The organism is Enterobacter sp. Lyrl_3, from assembly GCF_051948675.1.
Classification (GTDB): Bacteria; Pseudomonadota; Gammaproteobacteria; order Enterobacterales; family Enterobacteriaceae; genus Enterobacter; species Enterobacter cloacae.
Map to the genome: position 1 here is coordinate 500816 of NZ_JAYJLI010000002.1, position 21864 is coordinate 522679.

Annotated in this window: 24 protein-coding genes, 2 tRNA genes and 1 other RNA gene; 11 read left to right on the forward strand and 16 right to left on the reverse strand. The window is 51.9% G+C overall.

Translation table 11 applies throughout. From position 1 onward, the window contains the following. Positions 1-100: 100 nt before the first annotated feature. Positions 101-1240 carry a glucans biosynthesis protein MdoC gene (gene mdoC, locus VF709_RS07625; RefSeq protein WP_013097165.1) on the forward strand — a complete coding sequence of 380 codons (1140 nt, stop codon included), beginning with the start codon at positions 101-103 and terminating at the stop codon, positions 1238-1240. A 33-nt stretch (positions 1241-1273) separates the two neighbouring features. Here the strand turns inward: mdoC and ymdB are convergent, their stop codons facing one another. From ymdB to csgB, 5 genes are all read right to left on the reverse strand, one after another. After that, the gene (gene ymdB / locus VF709_RS07630) at positions 1274-1816 is read right to left on the reverse strand and encodes an O-acetyl-ADP-ribose deacetylase (protein ID WP_149897007.1); all 543 of its coding nucleotides are present in this window, start codon (positions 1814-1816) and stop codon (positions 1274-1276) included. A 105-nt stretch (positions 1817-1921) separates the two neighbouring features. After that, complete coding sequence (locus VF709_RS07635) at positions 1922-2242, reverse strand: type 1 fimbrial protein (protein ID WP_028027947.1); 321 nt, start codon at positions 2240-2242, stop codon at positions 1922-1924. 161 nt (positions 2243-2403) lie between these two features. After that, entirely contained in the window at positions 2404-2736 is a 333-nt protein-coding gene (gene csgC, locus VF709_RS07640; protein ID WP_013097168.1) for a curli assembly chaperone CsgC, read from the reverse strand. Positions 2737-2797: 61 nt separating this feature from the next. Continuing rightward, the gene (gene csgA / locus VF709_RS07645; RefSeq protein ID WP_023620194.1) at positions 2798-3259 is read right to left on the reverse strand and encodes a curli major subunit CsgA; all 462 of its coding nucleotides are present in this window, start codon (positions 3257-3259) and stop codon (positions 2798-2800) included. Positions 3260-3300: 41 nt separating this feature from the next. Beyond that, positions 3301-3756 (reverse strand): curli minor subunit CsgB, encoded by a 456-nt coding sequence (csgB, locus tag VF709_RS07650; protein WP_013097170.1) that lies wholly within the window; start codon positions 3754-3756, stop codon positions 3301-3303. A 744-nt stretch (positions 3757-4500) separates the two neighbouring features. Here csgB and csgD point away from each other — a divergent pair. From csgD to csgG, 4 genes are read left to right on the forward strand one after another with little or no spacing between them, the layout of a single operon-like run. Further along, the gene (gene csgD, locus VF709_RS07655) at positions 4501-5151 is read left to right on the forward strand and encodes a biofilm master transcriptional regulator CsgD (RefSeq protein WP_023620195.1); all 651 of its coding nucleotides are present in this window, start codon (positions 4501-4503) and stop codon (positions 5149-5151) included. Between the two features lie 4 nt (positions 5152-5155). Further along, complete coding sequence (csgE, locus tag VF709_RS07660) at positions 5156-5545, forward strand: curli production assembly/transport protein CsgE (protein ID WP_440231221.1); 390 nt, start codon at positions 5156-5158, stop codon at positions 5543-5545. A gap of 23 nt (positions 5546-5568) precedes the next feature. Next, positions 5569-5982, forward strand: a complete 414-nt coding sequence (csgF, locus tag VF709_RS07665; protein ID WP_013097173.1) for a curli production assembly/transport protein CsgF — start codon at positions 5569-5571, stop codon at positions 5980-5982. A gap of 26 nt (positions 5983-6008) precedes the next feature. Further along, entirely contained in the window at positions 6009-6842 is an 834-nt protein-coding gene (gene csgG / locus VF709_RS07670; RefSeq protein ID WP_028027948.1) for a curli production assembly/transport protein CsgG, read from the forward strand. Positions 6843-6885: 43 nt separating this feature from the next. On the opposite strand, the gene VF709_RS07675 is transcribed toward csgG, so the two are convergent. The 4 genes from VF709_RS07675 to ghrA form a co-directional block, all read right to left on the reverse strand. Continuing rightward, the gene (locus tag VF709_RS07675) at positions 6886-7368 is read right to left on the reverse strand and encodes a DUF1097 domain-containing protein (RefSeq protein WP_072200468.1); all 483 of its coding nucleotides are present in this window, start codon (positions 7366-7368) and stop codon (positions 6886-6888) included. Positions 7369-7464: 96 nt separating this feature from the next. Further along, complete coding sequence (locus tag VF709_RS07680) at positions 7465-8019, reverse strand: TorD/DmsD family molecular chaperone (protein WP_013097176.1); 555 nt, start codon at positions 8017-8019, stop codon at positions 7465-7467. Positions 8020-8039: 20 nt separating this feature from the next. Next, positions 8040-8777, reverse strand: coding sequence for a phosphatase (locus VF709_RS07685; RefSeq protein WP_040019375.1), 738 nt, complete (start codon positions 8775-8777; stop codon positions 8040-8042). 84 nt (positions 8778-8861) lie between these two features. Further along, positions 8862-9800, reverse strand: a complete 939-nt coding sequence (ghrA, locus tag VF709_RS07690; protein WP_149897008.1) for a glyoxylate/hydroxypyruvate reductase GhrA — start codon at positions 9798-9800, stop codon at positions 8862-8864. 231 nt (positions 9801-10031) lie between these two features. Here ghrA and VF709_RS07695 point away from each other — a divergent pair. Then, positions 10032-10119: transfer RNA gene (locus tag VF709_RS07695), tRNA-Ser, on the forward strand. Positions 10120-10250: 131 nt separating this feature from the next. On the opposite strand, the gene VF709_RS07700 is transcribed toward VF709_RS07695, so the two are convergent. Continuing rightward, positions 10251-11156, reverse strand: a complete 906-nt coding sequence (locus VF709_RS07700; RefSeq protein ID WP_029881942.1) for a LysR family transcriptional regulator — start codon at positions 11154-11156, stop codon at positions 10251-10253. Positions 11157-11265: 109 nt separating this feature from the next. On the opposite strand from VF709_RS07700, the gene VF709_RS07705 reads away from it, so the two are divergent. The 4 genes from VF709_RS07705 to VF709_RS07720 all read left to right on the forward strand — a co-directional run bounded on the left by VF709_RS07705 (position 11266) and on the right by VF709_RS07720 (position 13231). Next, positions 11266-12126: a pirin family protein gene (locus tag VF709_RS07705; RefSeq protein WP_149897010.1), complete on the forward strand. Its 861-nt coding sequence runs from the start codon at positions 11266-11268 to the stop codon at positions 12124-12126. Between the two features lie 20 nt (positions 12127-12146). Further along, on the forward strand, positions 12147-12824 hold the full coding sequence (locus tag VF709_RS07710; protein ID WP_020689641.1) for an isochorismatase family protein: 678 nt from the start codon (positions 12147-12149) through the stop codon (positions 12822-12824). A gap of 137 nt (positions 12825-12961) precedes the next feature. Beyond that, positions 12962-13049 (forward strand) — tRNA-Ser (locus VF709_RS07715). A gap of 44 nt (positions 13050-13093) precedes the next feature. Further along, positions 13094-13231, forward strand: a non-coding RNA gene (locus tag VF709_RS07720) — RtT sRNA. Between the two features lie 167 nt (positions 13232-13398). Here the strand turns inward: VF709_RS07720 and VF709_RS07725 are convergent. The 5 genes from VF709_RS07725 to efeU form a co-directional block, all read right to left on the reverse strand. Further along, positions 13399-14904 carry an alanine/glycine:cation symporter family protein gene (locus tag VF709_RS07725; RefSeq protein WP_038419085.1) on the reverse strand — a complete coding sequence of 502 codons (1506 nt, stop codon included), beginning with the start codon at positions 14902-14904 and terminating at the stop codon, positions 13399-13401. 409 nt (positions 14905-15313) lie between these two features. After that, a complete protein-coding gene (gene phoH, locus VF709_RS07730) occupies positions 15314-16105 on the reverse strand; it encodes a phosphate starvation-inducible protein PhoH (RefSeq protein ID WP_013097183.1) in 792 nt (263 codons plus the stop codon). A 500-nt stretch (positions 16106-16605) separates the two neighbouring features. After that, the gene (gene efeB / locus VF709_RS07735; protein ID WP_038419084.1) at positions 16606-17889 is read right to left on the reverse strand and encodes an iron uptake transporter deferrochelatase/peroxidase subunit; all 1284 of its coding nucleotides are present in this window, start codon (positions 17887-17889) and stop codon (positions 16606-16608) included. Positions 17890-17894: 5 nt separating this feature from the next. Continuing rightward, positions 17895-19022: an iron uptake system protein EfeO gene (gene efeO, locus VF709_RS07740; protein WP_094915606.1), complete on the reverse strand. Its 1128-nt coding sequence runs from the start codon at positions 19020-19022 to the stop codon at positions 17895-17897. Positions 19023-19065: 43 nt separating this feature from the next. Beyond that, positions 19066-19899 carry an iron uptake transporter permease EfeU gene (efeU, locus tag VF709_RS07745; RefSeq protein WP_013097186.1) on the reverse strand — a complete coding sequence of 278 codons (834 nt, stop codon included), beginning with the start codon at positions 19897-19899 and terminating at the stop codon, positions 19066-19068. Positions 19900-20149: 250 nt separating this feature from the next. On the opposite strand from efeU, the gene VF709_RS07750 reads away from it, so the two are divergent. Then, positions 20150-21334: a NupC/NupG family nucleoside CNT transporter gene (locus tag VF709_RS07750; RefSeq protein WP_149897011.1), complete on the forward strand. Its 1185-nt coding sequence runs from the start codon at positions 20150-20152 to the stop codon at positions 21332-21334. 65 nt (positions 21335-21399) lie between these two features. Here VF709_RS07750 and VF709_RS07755 read toward each other — a convergent pair whose 3' ends face one another. Continuing rightward, entirely contained in the window at positions 21400-21819 is a 420-nt protein-coding gene (locus VF709_RS07755) for a DUF3574 domain-containing protein (RefSeq protein WP_440231227.1), read from the reverse strand. Positions 21820-21864 lie beyond the last annotated feature (45 nt).

The window sequence follows — 21864 nt, forward strand, 5'->3', positions numbered from 1 at the left end:
CCTGGAGACAGGGTGTCGGTCTTGGTGTAGGGTTGGCTTCGAATGTAACCATTATGAGTCTTAGGGATAAGGCGAAAAGTCTGAGAATGCACAAAGTTATATGAGCACAACACCTGTAGAACGTGAATACTTCCTCGACTCGATCCGGGCATGGCTGATGCTATTGGGGATCCCCTTCCACATTTCACTGATTTACTCCAGCCACACCTGGCATGTTAATAGTCAAATGCCCTCCTGGTGGCTGACGCTGTTTAATGACTTTATTCACGCCTTCCGCATGCAGGTGTTTTTTGTCATTTCAGGTTATTTCTCTTATATGCTGTTTCTGCGCTACCCCATCAAGCGCTGGTGGAAAGTGCGCGTGGAGCGCGTCGGCATTCCGATGCTCACCGCCATTCCTCTGCTGACGCTGCCGCAGTTCATCATGTTGCAGTACGTAAAGGGTAAGGCGGAAAACTGGCCTAATCTGTCGCTATACGAAAAATACAACACCCTGGTTTGGGAGCTGGTGTCCCACCTCTGGTTCCTGCTGGTACTGGTGGTCCTTACCACAGTCAGCGTGTTGATTTTTAGCCGCTTTCGCCGCCATTTAAGCGACAAAGCTAACGCCTTTTTCGCCAGTATCACCCTGGGAAAACTGTCGCTGCTCTTTTTGCTGCTGGGCATCGCCTATGCGGCAGTGCGACGGACGCTGTTTATTGTTTATCCGCCGATTCTGAGCGACGGATTATTCAATTTTGTGGTGATGCAGTCGCTGTTCTACATTCCCTTCTTTTTAATCGGGGCGCTGGCCTTTATTTATCCGAAGCTTAAATCGCTGTTTACGACGCCCTCACCGTGGTGTGCTTTTGGTGCCGCCATCGCGTTTGCGGCCTATCTGTTAAATCAGCGCTACGGCAGCGGCGATGCGTGGATGTATGAAACCGAGAGCGTCATTACCATGCTGCTGGGCCTGTGGATGGTGAATGTGGTCTTTGCGCTGGGCCACCGGCTGCTTAATTTTAAGTCCAGCCGCGTCACCTATTTCGTCAATGCTTCGCTGTTTATCTATCTGGTGCACCACCCCCTGACGTTGTTCTTCGGGGCCTATATCACACCGCATATCGCCTCCAACACGCTGGGCTTCTTTACCGGGCTGGTCTTTGTGATTGGAATCGCCATCGTGCTTTACGAAATCCATCTGCGGATACCGCTTCTGCGTTTCCTTTTCTCCGGGAAACCGCAGGTAAGAGCATCATAAAAAACGCGGCGCACTCAGTGCGCCGCGTGTGTTTCAGGTCTCTAATTCCTGTCCGCGCTGGGTCAACAGCCGCTGATAAAGATGCAGTGTCTCCTCATCGAAACAGACAAATGTCACTTTTTCGGGCATCGGTTTAAGCGACAGGTAACGATACACGGTGTCTACCGCAATCGTCGCTGCGGCAGCTTTCGGATAGCCATACACTCCGGTGCTGATGGCCGGAAACGCCATGGTTTTATAGACATTATCAGCGGCCAGACGCAGGCAGTTTCGGTAGGCCTCTTCGAGGATACTCGCCTCGTGCCGATCGCCGCCATGCCATACTGGCCCCACGGCATGAATCACCGCTTTCGCGGGAAGATCGCCCGCAAGCGTAATAACGGCATGACCCGGTGGGCACTCCCCCTGTTGCTGACGCACAGTCTTGCAGGCTTCCAGCAGTTGCGGTCCGGCAGCCCGGTGGATAGCGCCATCCACGCCACCGCCGCCCATCAGTGACGGATTGGCTGCATTGACGATCACATCAACGTGCATCGTCGTGATATCGCCATGAATAACGTCAATTTGCGGTTTCATAAATACCCTCTGCTTCCCGCCATTTTCTTAAGTGTATCGCAGAGGTACCCGAGAGAAAAAACTATCGGGAAAAACCTCTTCCGCCGTAAAGCGGAAGAGCACACATCAGCGGTACTGAATTTGTACTACCGCGAGCGTTTTTTCAGGATTGAGGTACTTCATGCTGAGGGTGGCGAGGCTGGTATCGGTCACATGGCCATTAAGTGCATCTTCATAACTGACCATGCGCGTATGCATCCGGTTATTTTCCGGGCATGACAACGCAAACTGCCGCGTTTGTGCAGTCACTTCACAGGGGTCGGCGACAATCGCGCCGCGAAAATGAATGACCCCACCCTCAACAACCGTCGCCGCAAAAACCGGGGTTACAAAAAGAGAAACGAGCAGACTAAAACCAGAAGCGAGTTGAGCGATATATTTGGTCACGTGTATGTACTCCTCAATGAAAATCGTCCTTGAGGGGTAAAAGCGCTCCATTAAAGCAAACGTAGTTTCACGTTCCGGAACTTAGTTGCTCAGTTCCTGTTATCAGCATAGCTCAACGGTGAAGGCCTGCCACATTGGCAAATCATTGATTTTATGAATGATTAAAGCCTCTTCTCCGGCGGTGACCACTGCTGTGATAAATGAAGCGATTTACCATCAGAGACGGTGACAATAATGTTCACCGTATCCCCCGTACCAATATTTAAACTCAGCCGCATTAAATCGATCGTCTGATTAGCGGGGATAAAAAGCCTGTTTTGCTGGCGTGATGTACTTTGGCCACTCTGCCCTTCCCGTTCAGCCACGATTTGTACCTGACAATCACACGGCGTTGTCAGCGTAACCTGGGGAATAATGGTGGTCATATCGCCCTGCTGCGATGTGTTAAACGTTATTTGACTGGAAAGCGCGGCAAGGAGAATTAAGGTATTCATGATGCACTCCCGAAAAAAAACAGGGCTGAGGCCCTGTTTTTTTGTAGCACAGATTTCAGTATTAATACTGATAAGCTGCAGCGTGGTTACCAAAACCAATCTGGGTAACATTGACCGTAGAATTAGACGCAGTCTGATCAACCATTGCGCCGTTAAATCCACCGTACTGGCTCACATTCATTGTGGAGTCGTGACTGTTCCATTGATCAAGCGTTGCGCTGTTGGCAAAACCATTCTGAGTCAGAGAGATGGTGCTGTCGTCAGAACCTTGTCCAACATCTGCGCCATTACCGCCACCGCTCTGGCTAATAGACAGCGTTGAATCTCTGGCATTGGTCTGCAAGGCGACAGCTGAGTTACCGCCACCGTTCTGGTAAATATTCAGGGTTGAATTTGGGCCATTACCGCCTTGACCATGGCCATGACCGTGTCCATGGCCCCAGCCACCTTGATCAATGAGACCGGCCATAGCACTACCAGAAACGACGATTGCTGCAAGAGCTGCCACTTTGATAAATTTCATGGTAAAACCCCCATCGGATTGATTAAAGTCGCCGCGAATAACTAACGTTGAATAACGCGAATTGCCATTTGCGACTGTTTTTGCACTACAACTGCGTTTTTCTGTGTACCGTACTGCGTGATGCTTGCCCTATTACCCGACCCTTTCTGGATAATTTTCGCACTATTACCAAATCCGTCCTGCGTAATATCTGCATCATTCGCAAAGCCGCTCTGAGCAATATACGCAATATTATAAGTCCCTGATTGATCAACCCGCGCCCTGTTACCTGACCCATCCTGGGAAACGATGGACAATAATTTTGAACCGTCCTGGCGCACCTGAGCGTCATTAAGTACACCCTGTTGACCAATAATGGCTGCCTGATTTAATGATGTACGGCTTAATTCATTTACCGCAAAGTTATATTCAGAGGTAGCCAAATCTGAATTCGCCGCGGTGACAACCCCAGGCGCTCCCAGTAATGTAAACATCATAAATAACGATGTGTTTTTCATGTTGCCACCCTGGACCTGGCTGTTTTAAAAGACTTCAGGTTAGAACAACGCATATTTTGTTAACGCGTCGTTACGGTGAAGAGTATGTCTGCCGAAACACGTTAAATATCTCACCCGCGCGGCTTATTTTTATTTTACAGGTCACCTCAAAGTATTAATTCCTGAACAAAAATAGTGATAAGCGAAGCCATTTAATTTTTATAAAGCCTTATCCATCGCAAATGGGTGAAACATCGCAGCGGCTGTTCCGACGCGAGAGAGGAAGGGTTAAACGTAACGACAGGATGACATTAACGTTAACGTGTGACACAAGACGCGATTTCTTAAGGCGAAGCGGCATTCATTCCGTAGCTTAGATTTTTTTTGAAACTCATACTTTAAAATTTCTGAAAAAGAATAGCATAAAAACATTAAAATCAGTCACATATAAATATTTGTATGATTTTTAAAATCTATGCAGCGTTATTTATCTGTACAACTTTCTCATCAATTAAAGGCGTTTAAGAAGGTGTAATTTCACAAATTAATATTGATTTTTACATCTTGTTACACGTTTAACACTTGCTTTAAACTTCGTAAAAGCTAGATTGAAATTAGATGTACGAAATTCGTTTTATATTTTCCTCCCTTGTGGAGGTTATGGTTTGATTCTACACACAGCAGCGCAACATCTGTCAGTACTTCTGGTGTCCTCTTTTCGCAGGAGGACAACTGCCAGGTGTCATAAAAAAGTGGGGTTTCATCATGTATAATGAAGTCCATAGTTTACATGGTCATACATTACTGTTGATCACAAAACCTTCTTTGCAGGCGACCGCTTTATTACAACATTTAAAGCAATCTTTATCACTGAACGGGAAATTGCATAATATTCAACGTTCTTTCGATGATATTGCACCTGGCTGCATTATTCTTTTCGATATGATGGAAGCGGATAAAAAGCTCATCCATTACTGGCAAGATACTTTGAGCAGGAAAAACAATAACATCCGCGTGTTATTATTGAATACGCCTGACGAGTATCCTTTCCGGGACATTGAAAGTTGGCCGCATATCAATGGCGTGTTCTACGTCACTGAAGAAGAGAATCGGGTGGTAGAAGGCCTGCAAGGTATCTTGCGAGGAGAGTGTTATTTTTCGCAAAAGCTGGCCAGCTACCTTATCACGCACTCCGGAAATTACCGCTACAACAGTTCAGAGTCAGCACTGCTAACGCACCGCGAGAAAGAGATCCTGAACAAATTGCGCATTGGTGCTTCAAATATTGAAATCGCCCGTTCGTTATTTATCAGCGAAAATACGGTAAAGACGCACCTTTATAATCTTTTCAAGAAGATAGCTGTTAAAAACCGAACTCAGGCGGTTTCATGGGCAAACGATAACCTCAGGCGTTAATCACATGAAACGCACCATGAGTTGGATTGCCGCAGCGGGCTTTCTGCTCGCTGCCGGGAACCTGAAGGCCGTCGAGGTCGAAGTTCCCGGATTGTTAACGGACCATACCGTCTCTTCTGTCGGACACAATTTTTATCGTGCCTTCAGTGATAAATGGGACAGTACGTATCCTGGAAATATAACAATCAACGAGCGGCCCAGTGCACGATGGGGAAGTTGGATAACAATAACGGCTAATCAGTTCGTTATTTATCAAACATTTTTATTTCCCACCAAAATAGACTTCGATAAAAACGTAGCCTTGGCGCTGGCGCAATCAGAAGACGCTATTAATCGCATGCAAATAGACAAAGTGCTATTAAGCACAAGAGATTTAGCAAAAGACGAGTTCTAGCGAACCTATATCCGGAGGCTGTCATGCGTATTGCATATGCAGTTGTTTCGATAATGCTCATCACCCCATTAAGCTGGGCCGGGAATATGACATTCCAGTTCCGTAATCCCAACTTTGGTGGTAACCCAAATAATGGGGCGTTCATGTTGAATGAAGCCCAGGCGCAAAATTCTTATAAAGATCCCAGCTTCAAGGATTTTAGCGTGGATACGCCATCTGCACTGGATAACTTCACCCAGGCGATCCAGTCACAAATTTTGGGCGGTTTGCTGACCAATATCAACACCGGCAAACCCGGCCGCATGGTGACCAATGACTTCATTGTCGATATCGCCAACAGGGACGGGCAGCTCCAGTTGAACGTTACCGATCGTAAAACCGGAAAAACCTCAACCATTCAGGTTTCCGGTTTACAAAATAACTCGACTGACTTTTGAACAACCCCAAAATAAGGACAACGATCATGCAGCGCTTCCTGATACTTGTTGCAGTGTGCTTATTGAGCGGTTGTTTAACTGCTCCACCTAAAGAAGCTGCAAAACCGACATTAATGCCTCGGGCTCAAAGTTATCGTGATTTAACCCATTTGCCTGCCCCGACAGGTAAAATATTTGTCTCCGTCTACAACATTCAGGATGAAACCGGGCAATTTAAACCTTACCCGGCAAGTAACTTCTCTACGGCCGTACCGCAAAGCGCCACCGCCATGCTGGTGACCGCGCTGAAAGATTCGCGCTGGTTTATTCCACTGGAACGTCAGGGGTTGCAAAACCTGTTAAATGAACGAAAAATTATTCGTGCGGCGCAGGAGAATGGTACCGTTGCAGATAATAACCGCATGCCGCTGCAATCTCTGGCTGCGGCGAATGTTATGATTGAAGGGTCGATTATCGGTTACGAAAGTAACGTGAAATCTGGCGGTGCTGGCGCACGTTATTTCGGTATCGGTGCAGATACGCAGTATCAGCTCGACCAAATTGCCGTTAACCTGCGTGTCGTTAACGTCAGTACCGGGGAAGTGCTCTCTTCGGTAACCACCAGCAAAACCATACTCTCTTATGAAGTGCAGGCCGGGGTGTTCCGCTTCATTGACTATCAGCGTCTGCTGGAGGGTGAAATCGGTTATACCTCTAACGAGCCGGTGATGATGTGCCTGATGTCAGCCATTGAAACCGGAGTTATCTTCCTGATAAATGATGGTATCGACCGCGGGCTGTGGGATCTGCAAAACAAAGCAGACGTGCAAAACCCGGTACTGGTGAAATACCGCGATATGTCGGTTCCTCCGGAATCCTGACAGGACGCGCATAAAAAAGGCGAGATAGTTATCTCGCCTTTTTTTATTCACTCACCGCTGGCACGTTTTGCGCTTTTTCTCGTCGTGCCGCCAGCCATAGACCACTGTTCTTCATGGCATAGCCAAACAGCAACCCCAGCGCCAGCGAGGGGACCACCAGCTTCCAGTCACCCTGCCCCGCAAAGGTGGCACACGCCCCCATAAACGTGCCGGGTACAAACGACAGCAACAGATGCTTTGCCTGAACGCACATCAAAAAGGCGACCACACCCGTCATGATATAGCCGAGGATCTCCAGATGCGGAGCGAGCGCACTGCCCTTCATGATAACCAGCGCCCAGATAACGCCGCTCATCAGAGTGCAGCCTGAGATAAAAAGCCCTTTGATCCCACCCTGCGGGCAGGCGAAGTAGGCCGTGCAGCCGAGAAATCCAGCCCAGCTGAGCAGTCCGAGAGAGACGGCTACCCATCCCCAAAGCCCGGAGAGGATACCTGTTGTGAGTGCGATACAAAGTAATATGTTCATGGCGCGCATCTTAGCAGAAGCGCGCCATGGAAATGAGATCAGAAGCACATTATATGCAAGATGATGCGTTGCGTTGCAGAACTAATGTGATCATGATCACTCTTCATTCTCTTCTTCCAGCTCATCCCACATTGCAGCGATGGCGTCACGCGTCAGGGGAGCCAGCGTTCTCCAGAATGGCGAGGTGGCATGCGCTTCAACTTTCCCAAGGAATGTCCCGACCCACGGCAGCAGGTACATTTCGAACAAGGTTTCGATGGCTTCGTTCTCATCGTCACCGGCGTGGTCCTCAATCCAGGATGCGGCCAGCAGCAGCGTACCGATATGATCGGCAGGCGTGTCGGTCAGCGGCATGCCGCGCTCTGAAAGAAAAGCGCGCACTTCCGCTTCCGTTGCCCCTTCCTGCCAGGCAGAGCGGTAAGGTGAAACACGGCACTCTTCCCCCACAAACAGCGCGTTGTAATCTGTGGAGATTTGCTGCATGTCGCAGCTTTTCTGCAGGCGCTCCAGTAAATCATCCTGTTCCAGCGGCCAGTTCTGCGCCAGTTTCCCTTCACGAATTAATGTAAAGAGCGGGACCAGCAGCGGGTCTTGAGGCTGGCGGTAGTACAGCGTGCCCAGCACGCGGCAAAGGATGGAAAACTCATTCATTTTTTTATTCCATTACACAATTAAAGATCGGCAAATTCGGCAATCGGTTCCATTCCGCGCGACTCAAGGAAATCGAGCATGCGACGAGGGGTCACGTTCAGGATTTGCGCTTCCGGGAAGTTAACATCATTCAGCACTTTCAGGCACTCGCTGAAATCACCCAGTGTGAACGCAGTATGGGAATCTGAACCCAGCGCCACCATGCCTCCGGCATCACGCACTGCGGCCGCCACTTCGCGGCAGTTCGCTTCACTGCCCTTACGCGAGTGCACGAAGGAGGAGTTGTTAATCTCCAGCGCCACGTGATGCTTCGCTGCCGCCTGCGCGACAGCCTGAATATCGATTGGGTACTTCGGGTTGCCGGGGTGGCTAATAATATGCACGTTGCCGCTGGCAATGGTGGCAATCATCGCCGCGGTGTTGGTCTCTTTATCCTGAGGCGCAAAGACAGGTTCATGGAAACCGGCGAGAATAAGGTCAAGAGATGTCAGCATCGGGCCGGTGCAGTCGATCTCACCGTCGGTATTTTTAATGTTCGCCTCAATGCCACGCAGTATCCCAATACCGTCCACCAGGCGTGGCCAGATCCGCATATTCACAAAATGCCAGTAGTGCGGCGCATCCGCCATATCCGGGCCATGATCGGTGATCGCAAAAAGCCTGATGCCCTTGAGCTTCGCTTGTGCAATGTAATCATGGAGGTTGCTATACGCGTGGGTGCTGGCGACGGTGTGCATATGCAGGTCAACGGGATACATCTCTCTCTCCTCTGCGGTTTTTCCAAAGGATAGCAGTTATCTGCTGCGATTATTAGCAAAAACCCGGCTAACGCCGGGTTTCACTCAGTAGCCGCGCGTTCTGTCGACCTGCCCGGTCACCGCGTTGCCCTGCTCTATCTCACTGATGGTGTGCGTAATATAGGCCACCGCCTCTGCCGGACGCGTCACGGCGGCGACGTGTGGGGTCATCGCCACGCGCGGATGTGCCCACAGCGGGCTCTCTGCCGGCAACGGCTCGCGGCTGTACACATCCAGCATCGCGCCTTTCACCTTGCCACCATCAAGAGCTTTGAGGAGATCGGCTTCCACCAGATGAACCCCGCGCGCCAGATTCATCACGTAACTCTGATCCGCCAGCTGATTCATAAGCGCGCTATTAATAATGCCGACCGTTTCCGCCGTATTCGGCAGCAGATTGATCAGTACGCGCGTCCCCTTCAGAAACGCCGGGAGTTCATCTGTTCCGGCAAAACTCTCAACGCCAGGATAGTTCTTGCGGCTGCGGCTCCAGCAGCGCAGCGGGAAGCCCCACGGTGCCAGCGCTTCGGCCACTTTTGAGCCGAGCACGCCCGCCCCGAGAATACCGATGGTAAACTCTTCACGTTGATATTCTGGCAGCGGCTCCCAACGGGAATGCAGTTTTAAGGCCTGGTAATCGTCAAAACGTCGGAACCAGTGCAGCACCTGACTCACGGCATATTCCTGCATTTGCTGGCCCATGCCGGTATCTTCCAGGCGGAACAGGGGGATTTCCTCCGGCAGCATTTCAGGGTGCGCTTTCAGTTTGCTCAGAATGGAATCCACACCGGCGCCGAGGGCAAAAACGGCCTTCAGCTTGCGCCCCTGGAGCATCTCGACCGGGGGATGCCACACCAGCGCGTAGTCTGCATGTTCGTTATCACCGCGCTTCCATTCACGCACGCGCGCCCCCGGTAACGCTGCCGAAAGTGCCTTAATCCAGTAAGCCGTATCAAAAGTGGGGTGATAGAAGATAATATCCATACTCATTCCTGCCTTTTTTGCGCTGTTTTATTTTCATTTTCAACTGGATTGCCAGCATAACAAATTTATCGCCGGACCGCGTTGCCGATAAAAAAGGCGCTTTCAGCACATTTAAGAATCATGTTGTTTGAAGTTTGTCTAAATGCGCTAATTTACTGAAAAAGTGTGTTGACGGCTGTTCGGCTTTTCCTTACATTAGCGCCCGTCCCGACAACAACGGGATGACAATATGGTGAGGTGTCCGAGTGGCTGAAGGAGCACGCCTGGAAAGTGTGTATACGGCAACGTATCGGGGGTTCGAATCCCCCCCTCACCGCCATATTTAAAGAAGAGCTCGCATGAAAATGCGGGCTTTTTTTTCGCATGTTGCTCGCTTGAGGGGGATGAGAACCTTGAGCCCCCTACGCTCTTCATGTCGGGTGGCGCTGCGCTTACCCGACCTACAAAAAGCTACTCTTCAACCATCCGTGCATACTCTTCTGTAAGAAAATCCACCAGCGCCCTGACGGACGGCAGTAATCCGCGTCTTGATGGATAAACCGCATGAATCACTTCTCTTTTTGGCTCCCACGCCTCCAGCACCCGAATCAGCTCTCCTGATGCCAGTTGATCTTTCACCATCAATATCGGCAGTTGCACCACACCGATCCCCGCCATGGCCGCTTCACGCAGCGCCAGCATGTCGGTGGTAATCAGGCGCGGGGAAAAATGGATTTCTGCTTTCGCGCCTTCCGGGCCGCATAATTGCCATTTATGGATATGCTTACCCTCGCCCATACTCAACCCTGGCCAGGCGCTGAGTTCTGACGGCATCGACGGTTTTCCCAGGCGTTCAATCAAGGCCGGGCCCGCGACCAGGCAATGTCCCCGGTCGGCAAGCACCCGTAATACCAGATCGCTGTCATCAAACGGACGGGGACGCACGCGGATCGCCACATCTACACCCTCCCCCACCAGATCCACCCGCCGGTTCGTTGCTTCCAGCTGAAGGTTGATCCCGGGATAGCGCACCATAAAGCGCGCCAGCATCGGGCCGACATGCACATGCAACAACGTGACAGGACAGGTGAGCCTGACGATACCGCGCGGTTCCGCCTGCAGCGCGGCCACGGCTTCTTCCGCCGCTTCCGCTTCAACCATCATGGCTTTGCAGTGTTGATAGAACGTCTGCCCGACCTCCGTTACCGTAAATTGTCGCGTTGTACGTTGAATTAACCGCACGCCGAGCCGCTCTTCAAGCTGCGCAATACGGCGGCTCAGCCTCGACTTAGGCAGATCGAGTGCCCGCCCTGCTGCAGCAAAACCACCGTAGTCGACCACTTTCACAAACCACACAAAGTCATTGAGATCCTGCATAAATCCTCATCGTTCTATTTTCAGAACAGTGAATGCCATTTTCACTCTCTACCGAAACATTAACTCTGAATATAAGCTAATTACATCAACAGAACATCAGGAGTTCATCATGAAAAACGTAACAGGCGTCTATACCGCCCCCCGTCAACACTGGGTTGGCAATGGTTTCCCGGTGCGTTCGATGTTTTCTTATCAGACACACGGCGAGTCGCTGAGCCCGTTCTTACTGCTGGACTACGCAGGCCCGCATACCTTCCCGGCGGACGGCACAAAACGCGGGGTGGGCGAGCATCCGCATCGTGGTTTTGAAACGGTCACCATCGTCTATTCCGGCGAAGTGGAGCATCGCGACTCCACCGGCAGAGGCGGCGTCATTGGTCCAGGCGACGTGCAGTGGATGACAGCCGGTGCAGGCATTCTGCATGAAGAGTTCCACTCCAGCGCGTTCGCGCACAAAGGCGGAGAACTCAAGATGATGCAGCTTTGGGTCAACCTGCCGGCGAAAGACAAAATGGCCACGCCGGGCTATCAGAGCATTACCAAAGCCGATATCCCGGTGGTGACGCTGCCCGACAACAGCGGCTCGCTGCGGGTTATCGCTGGTCACTACGACGATGTTAGCGGCCCGGCGCATACCTTCTCACCGCTGAACGTGTGGGACATTGCCCTCAACCAGGGCAGCCACGTCACGTTCAGTCAGCCAGAGGGCTGGAGCACGGCGCTGGTGGTGCTGGAAGGCCATGTCACGGTGAACGGTACGGCTCACGCGGGAGAAGCACAACTGGTGGTCATGAGTCAGGAAGGTGACAGGTTACACCTGGAAGCCAGCAGCGATGCCAAAGTACTGCTGATGGCCGGTGCGCCGCTGAATGAACCGATTGTGGGCTACGGCCCGTTCGTGATGAACAGTAAAACCGAAATCAATGAAGCCATTCGTGATTTCAACTCCGGCCGTTTCGGCCAGATCTAACCGTAATAAAGGAGATGAACATGTCTACACCTGCCAACTTTAATGGAGCACGTCCGGTCATTGATGTGAACGATGCGGTGATGTTGCTTATCGACCACCAGAGTGGCCTGTTCCAGACCGTCGGCGATATGCCGATGCCAGAGCTGCGTGCCCGTGCGGCGGCTCTGGCGAAAATCGCGACGCTTGCGAACATCCCGGTGATCACCACCGCTTCCGTCCCGCAGGGCCCGAACGGTCCGCTCATCCCGGAAATTCATGCCAACGCGCCGCATGCACAGTATGTGGCACGTAAAGGGGAGATCAACGCCTGGGATAACCCGGAATTTGTGGCCGCGGTTAAAGCCACCGGACGTAAGACGTTGATTATCGCCGGTACCATCACCAGCGTCTGCATGGCATTTCCGTCGATTAGCGCAGTGGCGGATGGCTATAAAGTCTTTGCGGTGATTGATGCGTCCGGTACTTACAGCAAAATGGCGCAGGAGATCACCCTGGCCCGTGTGGTGCAGGCGGGCGTAGTGCCAATGGATACGGCGGCTGTTGCCTCTGAGATCCAGCGGACATGGAACCGTGAAGATGCGGCCGAGTGGGCAGAAGTCTACACGCACATTTTCCCGGCGTACCAGCTGCTGATCGAGAGCTACGGCAAGGCACAGGAAGTGGTTAAAAACAGCGAAGCGCTCGATTCACAGCGTTAAGTGCCCGTGCTGTGACCAAAGCTGATTAAGGCTTAACCGAACACGCACTAAAGCTGAAAATCTGCTTGACCGTTTTAGCGCAACTCCCTATAGTAGCGCCCCGTTGCCCCCCAAGCGGTCAGGCAGCAAAACAATATGGTGAGGTGTCCGAGTGGCTGAAGGAGCACGCCTGGAAAGTGTGTATACGGCAACGTATCGGGGGTTCGAATCCCCCCCTCACCGCCATATTTAAAGAAGAGCTCGCATGAAAATGCGGGCTTTTTTTTCGCATGTTGCTCGCTTGCGGGGGGATGAGAATCCCCGACCGGGGTTCGACAACTGGCGACAGCCAGTTGGACAGACTGCGAGCGCAGCGAACAGGCTGCCCGAAGGGCGAGCGAAGCGAGTCAATCCCCCCCTCACCGCCATATTCAAGACAAGAGCTCGTACGAAAGTACGGGCTTTTTTCTTTTATAGTCGCCTTATCCCGCCGACAAGCCTCGTAGGCCCGTGCAAGCGTAGCGCCGCCGGGCGAAACCCACAAAGCGCACATTGCCAGCTGTCTGAGCCCGTATAGCAATACGGGCTACCACGATTAATTGTTCAGTTTCCCTGCGTTCTGCTCTCTCACGACAGAAGTCGTCTGTTCTGGATTCGCAGCAGGTTCATCTTTACGCTCTTCCAGCCAGTAATCCGCGTTTTTAATCCCCAGTCGAATCGGGTCAAAGTGCGGATCCACCCCCTGCGCATTCTGAATTTCATAATCCTTAAGGCTGGCAAACGCTTTTTTATGTAAAAGCACAATGGCAATAATGTTAAGCCATGCCATCAGCCCTACCCCAATATCCCCCAGCCCCCATGCCAGATCCGCCGTACGGACTGTGCCATATACCGTTGAAGCCATCAGGCATAATTTGAGAACGAATGTCAGCCATGGACGGTGAATTTTGCGGTTGATGAAGGCGATATTAGTTTCAGCAATATAGTAGTAAGCAATAATGGTTGTGAAGGCAAAGAAGAACAGCGCAACAGCAACAAAGTAATTACCAAAGCCTGGCATCATACTTTCCATTGCCGTCTGCACATAGCCAGGCCCTGCTGCCACGCCGGAAATACCGGTATAGAGTGCAGCACCGTCAATGCCCTGGACGTTATACAGACCGGTGATCAACAGCATAAACCCGGTCGCCGAGCAGACAAACAGCGTGTCGATATAGACCGAGAAAGCCTGAACCAGCCCCTGCTTCACCGGATGGCTCACTGCCGCCGCAGATGACGCATGCGGCCCGGTACCTTGCGCCGCCTCGTTGGAATAGACCCCGCGCTTAACGCCCCACATGATAGCCTGACCAAGAATGGCACCAAAACCAGCTTCCAGACCAAAAGCGCTTTTCCAGATCAACAGAATCACACCAGGAAGCTCAGTAATATTAATGGCGATAATAACGCAAGCCACAATAATATAGCCGAGCGCCATAAACGGAACGACCATACTGCTAAAACTGGCGATCCTTTTCACACCACCGAAAATAATAAAACTTAACAGTACGGCAAGTAATGCCGCCGTGACATTTGGATCAAGCCCAAATGCAATATCCAGGCTAGCACCAATCGAGTTTGCTTGTACCCCTGGCAGTAATAAACCGCAGGAGAAAATGGTGACGACGGCAAATAACCATGCATACCATTTAACGCCTAATCCTTTTTCAATATAAAAGGCAGGACCGCCACGATATTCACCGTTGATTTTTTCTTTATAAACCTGGCCCAACGTAGATTCCACAAACGCAGAGCTGGCCCCCAAAAACGCCACAATCCACATCCAGAAAAGTGCGCCCGGTCCACCGAAGGTAATAGCGGTGGCGACGCCAGCAATGTTCCCGGTCCCTACACGCCCTGCCAGCGTCATCGTCAGTGCCTGGAACGACGATACGCCAGCATCGGTAGGACGCCCCTGGAACATCAAGGTAATCATATGTTTTATATGACGTAACTGCAAAAAACGACTACGTAATGAGAAATAGAGGCCGACACCCAGACATAAAAATATTAACGCCGGGCTCCAGATAACACCGTTAATTGCACCAACCAGTTCGTTCATGTATGACCCTCAACGTGATGTTCCAGGGAAACGGTTCCCCATGGGATTTTCTTGTTAGAATGTTGTTTGAATCAGTACGAAACATAGAGAATTAGACACAATACACCAACTTAATTTTCACATCTTAGTAACATTATGTGACAACATTCACGTTTAAATTTGAGCGAACAATTAGCGCGATCATGATATTCATGGGTACTTTGTGGATATTATAAATACACATCACATTTCGCTGAGCGTGATAAAAAAACCAGCGTCAAAAATGAATAACCGACATGATGAATTCCGCAAGACAGGCAATCTTTTAAAAGACAACCAGACGCGAGTCGTGAGAAGAAATAAAAGAAGCTTCCCGGCATTACGCCGGGAAGGGATGACAGGTGAGCGGTAAAACGGCGATGTTTTACCGTCAGTCGGAATAGACTTCCAGCGTGCGCTGGCACAGCGCCGACCGCACACAATCTTCTTTGGTAAAGCGTACTACCCCAATCATGTCGTCTTCCTCAAAACGTGACATGGCGTCGCTCAAGCCGGATTTCACGCCGGATGGCAGGTCGCACTGGGTAATATCGCCATTGACGATAACCGTCACGTTCTCCCCGAGGCGCGTTAAGAACATCTTCATTTGCGCAGCGGTCACGTTCTGAGCCTCGTCAAGAATGACGACCGCATTTTCAAATGTACGTCCGCGCATATAGGCGAACGGCGCGATTTCCACCTTGCCAATCTCTGGTCGCAGGCAGTACTGCATAAAGGATGCACCCAGTCGCTTCACCAGCACGTCATAAACGGGCCTGAAGTAAGGGGCAAACTTCTCCGATATGTCACCGGGCAAGAAGCCGAGATCTTCATCAGCTTGCAGTACCGGACGGGTAACAATAATTCTCTCCACGTCCTTGTGGATCAGGGCCTCCGCTGCTTTGGCTGCACTGATCCAGGTTTTCCCGCATCCGGCTTCACCGGTTGCAAAGATGAGCTGTTTACTCTCGATAGCATTCAGGTAGTGCGCCTGAGCCTCATTGCGCGCCACAATTGGGGAATTATCACGGCTGTCCCGCGCCATGCCAATTGCTTCTACGCCACTCATCTGCACAAGCGAGGTGACCGATTCTTCTTCACGCTGTTTATGACTACGTGAATCCCGTCTCAGCACACGTTTTGCTTCGCGACGAGCTTTGATCACTGCTTTTTGTCTTCCCATGGATAGCACCTTGAGTTGTTGGTATTCATCACACGCGCCAGTTTCGGCACGATTATGCGCACGAACATCAGAGGGTTGGCTTCCTTGTAAGCCATTGCTTGCCTTGCCGGATGACGATACAGAATAGCTACGCGCACCATTCTGCACGTCGGTAGAATCTGGTTTCTGAATAGAAGGGGAAAATTTAGTGGTGAGGAAATCGCTGCCGGAGTCTGAGCCTCCGCGCCGGGTACTGCGGTTGTTGTGTTTACCTTGTCCAGTACAGGACGATACCATTCGCGATCTCCATAGTGATTCAGCATCACTGCCGGGAACTACCGCTGTCTTATCTTAAGTACATCAGGGATTATCATAAATGCAACATTTATTTTACCTGAACGCAACTTTTAAGACTGCTCCTGCAGTTGAAAACAGTCTCATACAGGAATATTACAGAAATATAACAGAGGGATAGTCATATGAAAAAATAATGTCCCCGCGAACTATCGCAGGGACAATTATCAGGCTTCTATCAGCCCTTGCGCGAGCCATGCGTTCGAATCGCGCACGCCGGGCAGCGCGAAGAAATAGCCGCCGCCGATAGGTTTAACGTACTCTTCCAGCGCTTCACCGTTTAACCGCTTCTGCACGGTGAGGAAACCCTTCTCCAGATCGTGCTGATAGCAGACAAACAGCAGCCCCATATCCAGCTGACCGGAGTTGGTCACCCCCAGCGAGTAGCTATAGCCCCGGCGCATCATCAGGCTTGACTGCGTCTCTTTGGTGCGCGGATTCGCCAGCCGGATATGGCTGTCCAGCGCAATGGTATCGCCATTAGGATCGCTGGCGTAATCCGGCACATCATGCTCGTGCTTCATGCCAAGTGGCGCCCCGCTCTGCTTGTCACGGCCAAAGATCGTCTGCTGCTCTTTAAGCGGCGTGCGATCCCAGAATTCCACATGGAACTGAATCACCCGCACCGCCTGATAGCTCCCGCCGACGGCCCAGGCAGGCTCACCCTGATCGGCTGTGACCCAGACGACCTCTTTCATTAGCGCGCCGTTGCTGCTGTCCGGGTTGGCGGTGCCATCCTTAAAGCCCAGCAGGTTCACCGGCGTCTCTTTGCCTTTGCTGCGGGCAGCATGGTCAGAGATAAACCCTTCCCGCTTCCAGCGCACGCTCAACAGATCAGGCGTGTGTTTGATGATATCCCGCAGAGCGTGGATCACCGTGTCCTGCGTGTTAGCGCAAATCTGCAGGAGCAGATCGCCGTGGCAGAGAGCAGCATCCAGCGAGTCATTCGGGAAACGCGTCATTTTTTGCAGCGCTTTCGGCTTCTGTTTTGCCAGCCCGTAACGTTCATCAAACAGCGATTCGCCCAGCGACACCGTAATGGTCAGATTATCCGGGGCGATGAACGACCCTAAGATCCCCGAGTCCATTGGCGGCAGTCGTGGATTTGGCGTTTCTGGCGCCGGTCCCCCTGCAGTCAAAAACGCGATGCGGGTGGTGAGCAGGCGAAACAGGCGCTCCAGGTCAGCTTTATCACTTGCCAGCGAATCAAAGGCCACCAGCATCATGGAGGCCTGCTGTGGTGTCAGAATGCCCGCCTGATGTTCGCCATAGAAAGGCTGCGTCTCCATACGGGCATCCGGTGACAGCGTACCGGGCGCACTTTGCGGTTTTACCGCATGCGCCACCGGACACCCTCCGGCCAGGGCAAATGCGCCCCCCAGCGCCCCTACCCCTTTCAACAACCGACGACGTGACGGTTCTGCCACGTCGTATTCGTCATGCTTGTTCATCGTGCTTAGTCCAGACCCAGTACGCCACGCAGCAGGGAGAGATCTTCCGCCAGGGTGGTAATCGGGCCTTTCAGCGCGTTACGGTCGGCGTCGGTCAGTTTGTCGTAGGTTTCAAACCCGTCTTTGGTGCGGTACTTCGCCAGAATGGTGTCGACTTTCTTAAAGTTGGCATCCACTTTTGCCAGCAGCTCGCTGTTCTCTTTCTGCAGCTGTGGGCGCAGCAGGTTAACAATTTTCTGTGCGCCATCGACGTTCGCCTGGAAATCCCACAGATCAGTGTGGCTGTAGCGATCTTCTTCACCGCTGATTTTGCTGGCGGCCACTTCTTCAATCAGTCCGGCCGCACCGCCCACCACTTTAGATGGCGGGAAGGCCAGCTCGCTGATGCGCTTTTGCAGCTCCAGCACGTCGCTGTTGAGCTGATCGGCATACTTCTCCATCCCTTTGGTGGAGTTATCGCCAAACAGAGCTTTCTCCAGACGGTGGAAGCCGGTGAATTTTGGATCGGCCGCTTTCTGCTCGTAATCGTCTTCACGGGCATCAATGCTGCCATCAAGATCGGAGAACAGCTCCGCAATCGGCTCAATGCGCTCGTAGTGCTGACGGGTGGGCGCATACAGGGATTTCGCTTTTTCGATATCGCCCGCTTTCACCGCATCCGTAAAGGCTTTGGTTCCCGCTGCCAGGTCTGCCGTCTCTTTGATGACATACGCTTTATAAGCGGTGATGGCATCGCCCAGGCTCAGCAGGGCCGTGCCTTTCGCGGCATCCGCTGTGGCATTCCCCTTAACGATGAGCTTACCTTTCGGGTTGGTCAGCAGACCGCAGGTCATGTCATATTCACCCGGCTGCAGGTTAGCCGTCATTTTCTGGCTAAAGCCCGGCGCGATATTTTCGCGCTCTTCCACGACCATCACGCCTTTGAGAATTTCCCACTCCAGCGCTTTCTGGCTGTGGTTCTGAATAATAAATTGTGTCTTACCGCTGTTGACCGTAATGGTCATCGGCTCACACTGCTTATCATTCACCGTCACCTTGACCTGTGGAATATCAGCAGCCTGAGCGGCGAAGGCAGAAGCAACAAGCGCTGCCACACCAACCTGTAACGCACTACGACGAAATTGAATTGCCATGACCCTTCCCTTTTAAAAGTATGTTGTAACTACAGTAAGCACATCAGGGCGCAGTACGCGACGGCTGAGCGCTGGGGCGCGATGGCATAAAGAACAGCGCCAGCGCCGGAATAAGATAGATAAAGTACATCGCCACTTCACTGACGCTTGGCGTTTCCTGATAGCCGAAGATCCCTTCGAGCAGCGTGCCGGTCAGTGAATGGGTAGAAAGAACATTGCTAAGATCGAACGCCACATCCTGGAAGTGGTTCCACAGACCCGCCTCATGGAAAGCGCGAATCGCCCCTGCCGCCAGCCCTGCGGCCACCAGCAAAATGAACAGGCTGGTCCATTTAAAGAAGGCCCCCAGGTTCAGGCGAATGCCGCCCCAGTAGAGCAGGAAACCCAGCACCACGGCCGTTGCCAGCCCCAGCATCGCCCCCAGTGGTGGCCAGATCCCCACATCCTGCTGAAAGGCAGCCAGCAGGAAGAAAACGGATTCCAGACCTTCACGCGCCACGGCGAAAAAGACCATCATGATCAGCGCCCAGCCGTGATGATTTCCCTTCTGCAGGGCATTATCTACCGCCTGCTCCAGCTGCACCTTCACGTTACGCGAGACTTTACGCATCCAGAACACCATCCAGGTGAGGATCACCACCGCTATCACGGCAACGATACCTTCGAACAGCTCCTGCTCTTTCTGCGGGAATTCACCGGTGGTTTCATTGATCAGAATGCCCAGGCCCAGACAGAGCGCAGCGGCGAGGAAAACCCCTATCCACATCACCCCAATCCAGCGACCGCGCTGGGTTCGCTTCAGATAACTGGCGATGAGGCTAACAATGAGGGCCGCTTCGAGGCCTTCGCGTAACATAATGAGAAATGGAACAAACATGCCGACACCTTAAATGTTTATCGCGGTCAACTGATGCAAAGAAAGGTAAATTCTTGTGATAGTGATTATCATTACGGCGATAAGAAAAACAAGCGAAATGTGTGGTTTTTGATGACGAGTTGTAAACGCATCGCGGGGTAATAGTTGCGCTCGTGACGTTCCGGTTTATAAGGTATAACGAAAATGCCCATTTACGGTTAATCAGCGCTGTGGCTAAATATCCGCCTCGCAAACTAACCGAAAATAAACCATGTTTAAGATTGTCCATTTCCTGCTGGCGCTGGTGATTATTCTTGCGCTTGCCTGGCTGGTAAGTTTTGACCGCCGAAAAATTCGCATTCGCTTTGTTTTACAGCTGATCGTTATTGAAATTGCGCTGGCGTTCTTTTTCCTGCACGCCGAAAGCGGGTTATTCCTGATTAAATACATCTCCGGTTTCTTTGAATCATTGTTGAAATTTGCCGGCGAAGGGACCAATTTCGTCTTTGGCGGAATGGGTGAAAAAGGGCTGGCGTTCATTTTCCTCGGCGTGCTTTGCCCGATTATTTTTATCTCCGCACTCATTGGTATTCTTCAGCACTGGCGCATTCTGCCGATTTTTATTCGGCTGATTGGCACGCTGCTGTCAAAACTGAACGGCATGGGCAAGCTGGAATCCTTTAACGCGGTGAGTTCGCTGATCCTCGGACAGTCTGAAAACTTTATTGCCTACAAGGGCGTACTGGGCGATCTCTCGTCACGTCGTCTGTTCACCATGGCGGCCACAGCCATGTCGACCGTCTCCCTGTCGATTGTCGGTGCCTATATGACCATGCTCGACGCTAAATTTGTGGTGGCGGCGCTCATTCTGAACATGTTCAGCACCTTTATTATTCTCTCCGTCATCAACCCGGTTCGCCCGGAAGCGGAGCCGGATATTAAGCTCGAAAAACTGCATGAGTCCCAGAGCTTCTTCGAAATGCTGGGCGAGTATATTCTGGCCGGTTTTAAAGTGGCGATGATTATTCTGGCGATGCTGATTGGCTTTATTGCGCTTATTGGCGCCATTAACGCCCTCTTCTCCAGCGTATTTGGCATGAGCTTTCAGCAGATCCTCGGCTATGTGTTTTATCCGCTGGCGTGGCTGGTGGGTATTCCGCTGAGCGATGCCTTAAATGCCGGCAGTATTATGGCAACTAAGCTGGTAGCGAATGAATTTGTGGCGATGATTGAGCTGCAAAAAATTGCGCATCAGATGTCACCGCGCGGGCTGGGGATTTTATCCGTGTTCCTGGTGTCGTTCGCCAACTTCGCCTCCATCGGTATTGTCGCAGGCGCAATCAAGGGCCTGAACGAGCAGCAGGGCAACGTGGTGTCGCGGTTTGGTCTGCGTCTGGTGTATGGCGCGACGCTGGTGAGTTTGCTGTCGGCGAGCTTTGCGGGCCTGGTGCTGTGATGCCGGGTGGCGCGCAGCGATCCCGGCCTACGATGCAACAACGGCGGGTTATCCCGCCGTTTTCTTTAAAACTGCACACACACCGGCTGATCGACCCGCATCACCGACTCCTGCGCAAAGCGGGATTTATAGATACCGCGTAACGCCTCAATGTTCTTCTCGCTCTGCGCATCTTTTCCGTGGATCAGCATCAACGCCTTGCTCGGCTCACGCGCCACTTTACCGTCGTTGCCCAGCCACTGTCCGCGCGCATCAAACACCGTTAAGCCATCACGAAAACGCGGCGTCACGTCCCGGTCAACAAACTGCTGCCACTCGTCGGGGGTGATCTGCGCCCCGGCCGGACGATTTAAGCCGAAATAGAGCGTGGTCTGCTGCATCTGGTTATCCACTTTGCAGGTGTCAGTCGCCGTATGCTGCGACGGTGCCGTACAGCCAGCCAGCATCAGTAATGCCACTGCCAGTAACCCTGTTTTGATTGTCATGCTTCGCTATCCTCATTGTTATAAGTGCAGCGATATCACCGTAAA

Coding starts and splice junctions, on each gene's coding strand:
- efeO (WP_094915606.1), bottom strand. CDS start 19,022: ATGGCAATTCAATTTCGTCGTAGTGCGTTACAGGTTGGTGTGGCAGCG.
- csgG (WP_028027948.1), top strand. CDS start 6,009: ATGCAGCGCTTCCTGATACTTGTTGCAGTGTGCTTATTGAGCGGTTGT.
- csgE (WP_440231221.1), top strand. CDS start 5,156: ATGAAACGCACCATGAGTTGGATTGCCGCAGCGGGCTTTCTGCTCGCT.
- VF709_RS07680 (WP_013097176.1), bottom strand. CDS start 8,019: ATGAATGAGTTTTCCATCCTTTGCCGCGTGCTGGGCACGCTGTACTAC.
- efeU (WP_013097186.1), bottom strand. CDS start 19,899: ATGTTTGTTCCATTTCTCATTATGTTACGCGAAGGCCTCGAAGCGGCC.
- csgF (WP_013097173.1), top strand. CDS start 5,569: ATGCGTATTGCATATGCAGTTGTTTCGATAATGCTCATCACCCCATTA.
- csgD (WP_023620195.1), top strand. CDS start 4,501: ATGTATAATGAAGTCCATAGTTTACATGGTCATACATTACTGTTGATC.
- VF709_RS07750 (WP_149897011.1), top strand. CDS start 20,150: ATGTTTAAGATTGTCCATTTCCTGCTGGCGCTGGTGATTATTCTTGCG.
- VF709_RS07685 (WP_040019375.1), bottom strand. CDS start 8,777: ATGTATCCCGTTGACCTGCATATGCACACCGTCGCCAGCACCCACGCG.
- ymdB (WP_149897007.1), bottom strand. CDS start 1,816: ATGAAACCGCAAATTGACGTTATTCATGGCGATATCACGACGATGCAC.
- VF709_RS07725 (WP_038419085.1), bottom strand. CDS start 14,904: ATGAACGAACTGGTTGGTGCAATTAACGGTGTTATCTGGAGCCCGGCG.
- VF709_RS07710 (WP_020689641.1), top strand. CDS start 12,147: ATGTCTACACCTGCCAACTTTAATGGAGCACGTCCGGTCATTGATGTG.
- efeB (WP_038419084.1), bottom strand. CDS start 17,889: ATGAACAAGCATGACGAATACGACGTGGCAGAACCGTCACGTCGTCGG.
- VF709_RS07705 (WP_149897010.1), top strand. CDS start 11,266: ATGAAAAACGTAACAGGCGTCTATACCGCCCCCCGTCAACACTGGGTT.
- VF709_RS07755 (WP_440231227.1), bottom strand. CDS start 21,819: ATGACAATCAAAACAGGGTTACTGGCAGTGGCATTACTGATGCTGGCT.
- csgA (WP_023620194.1), bottom strand. CDS start 3,259: ATGAAATTTATCAAAGTGGCAGCTCTTGCAGCAATCGTCGTTTCTGGT.
- mdoC (WP_013097165.1), top strand. CDS start 101: ATGAGCACAACACCTGTAGAACGTGAATACTTCCTCGACTCGATCCGG.
- phoH (WP_013097183.1), bottom strand. CDS start 16,105: ATGGGAAGACAAAAAGCAGTGATCAAAGCTCGTCGCGAAGCAAAACGT.
- ghrA (WP_149897008.1), bottom strand. CDS start 9,800: ATGGATATTATCTTCTATCACCCCACTTTTGATACGGCTTACTGGATT.
- csgB (WP_013097170.1), bottom strand. CDS start 3,756: ATGAAAAACACATCGTTATTTATGATGTTTACATTACTGGGAGCGCCT.
- VF709_RS07675 (WP_072200468.1), bottom strand. CDS start 7,368: ATGAACATATTACTTTGTATCGCACTCACAACAGGTATCCTCTCCGGG.
- csgC (WP_013097168.1), bottom strand. CDS start 2,736: ATGAATACCTTAATTCTCCTTGCCGCGCTTTCCAGTCAAATAACGTTT.
- VF709_RS07700 (WP_029881942.1), bottom strand. CDS start 11,156: ATGCAGGATCTCAATGACTTTGTGTGGTTTGTGAAAGTGGTCGACTAC.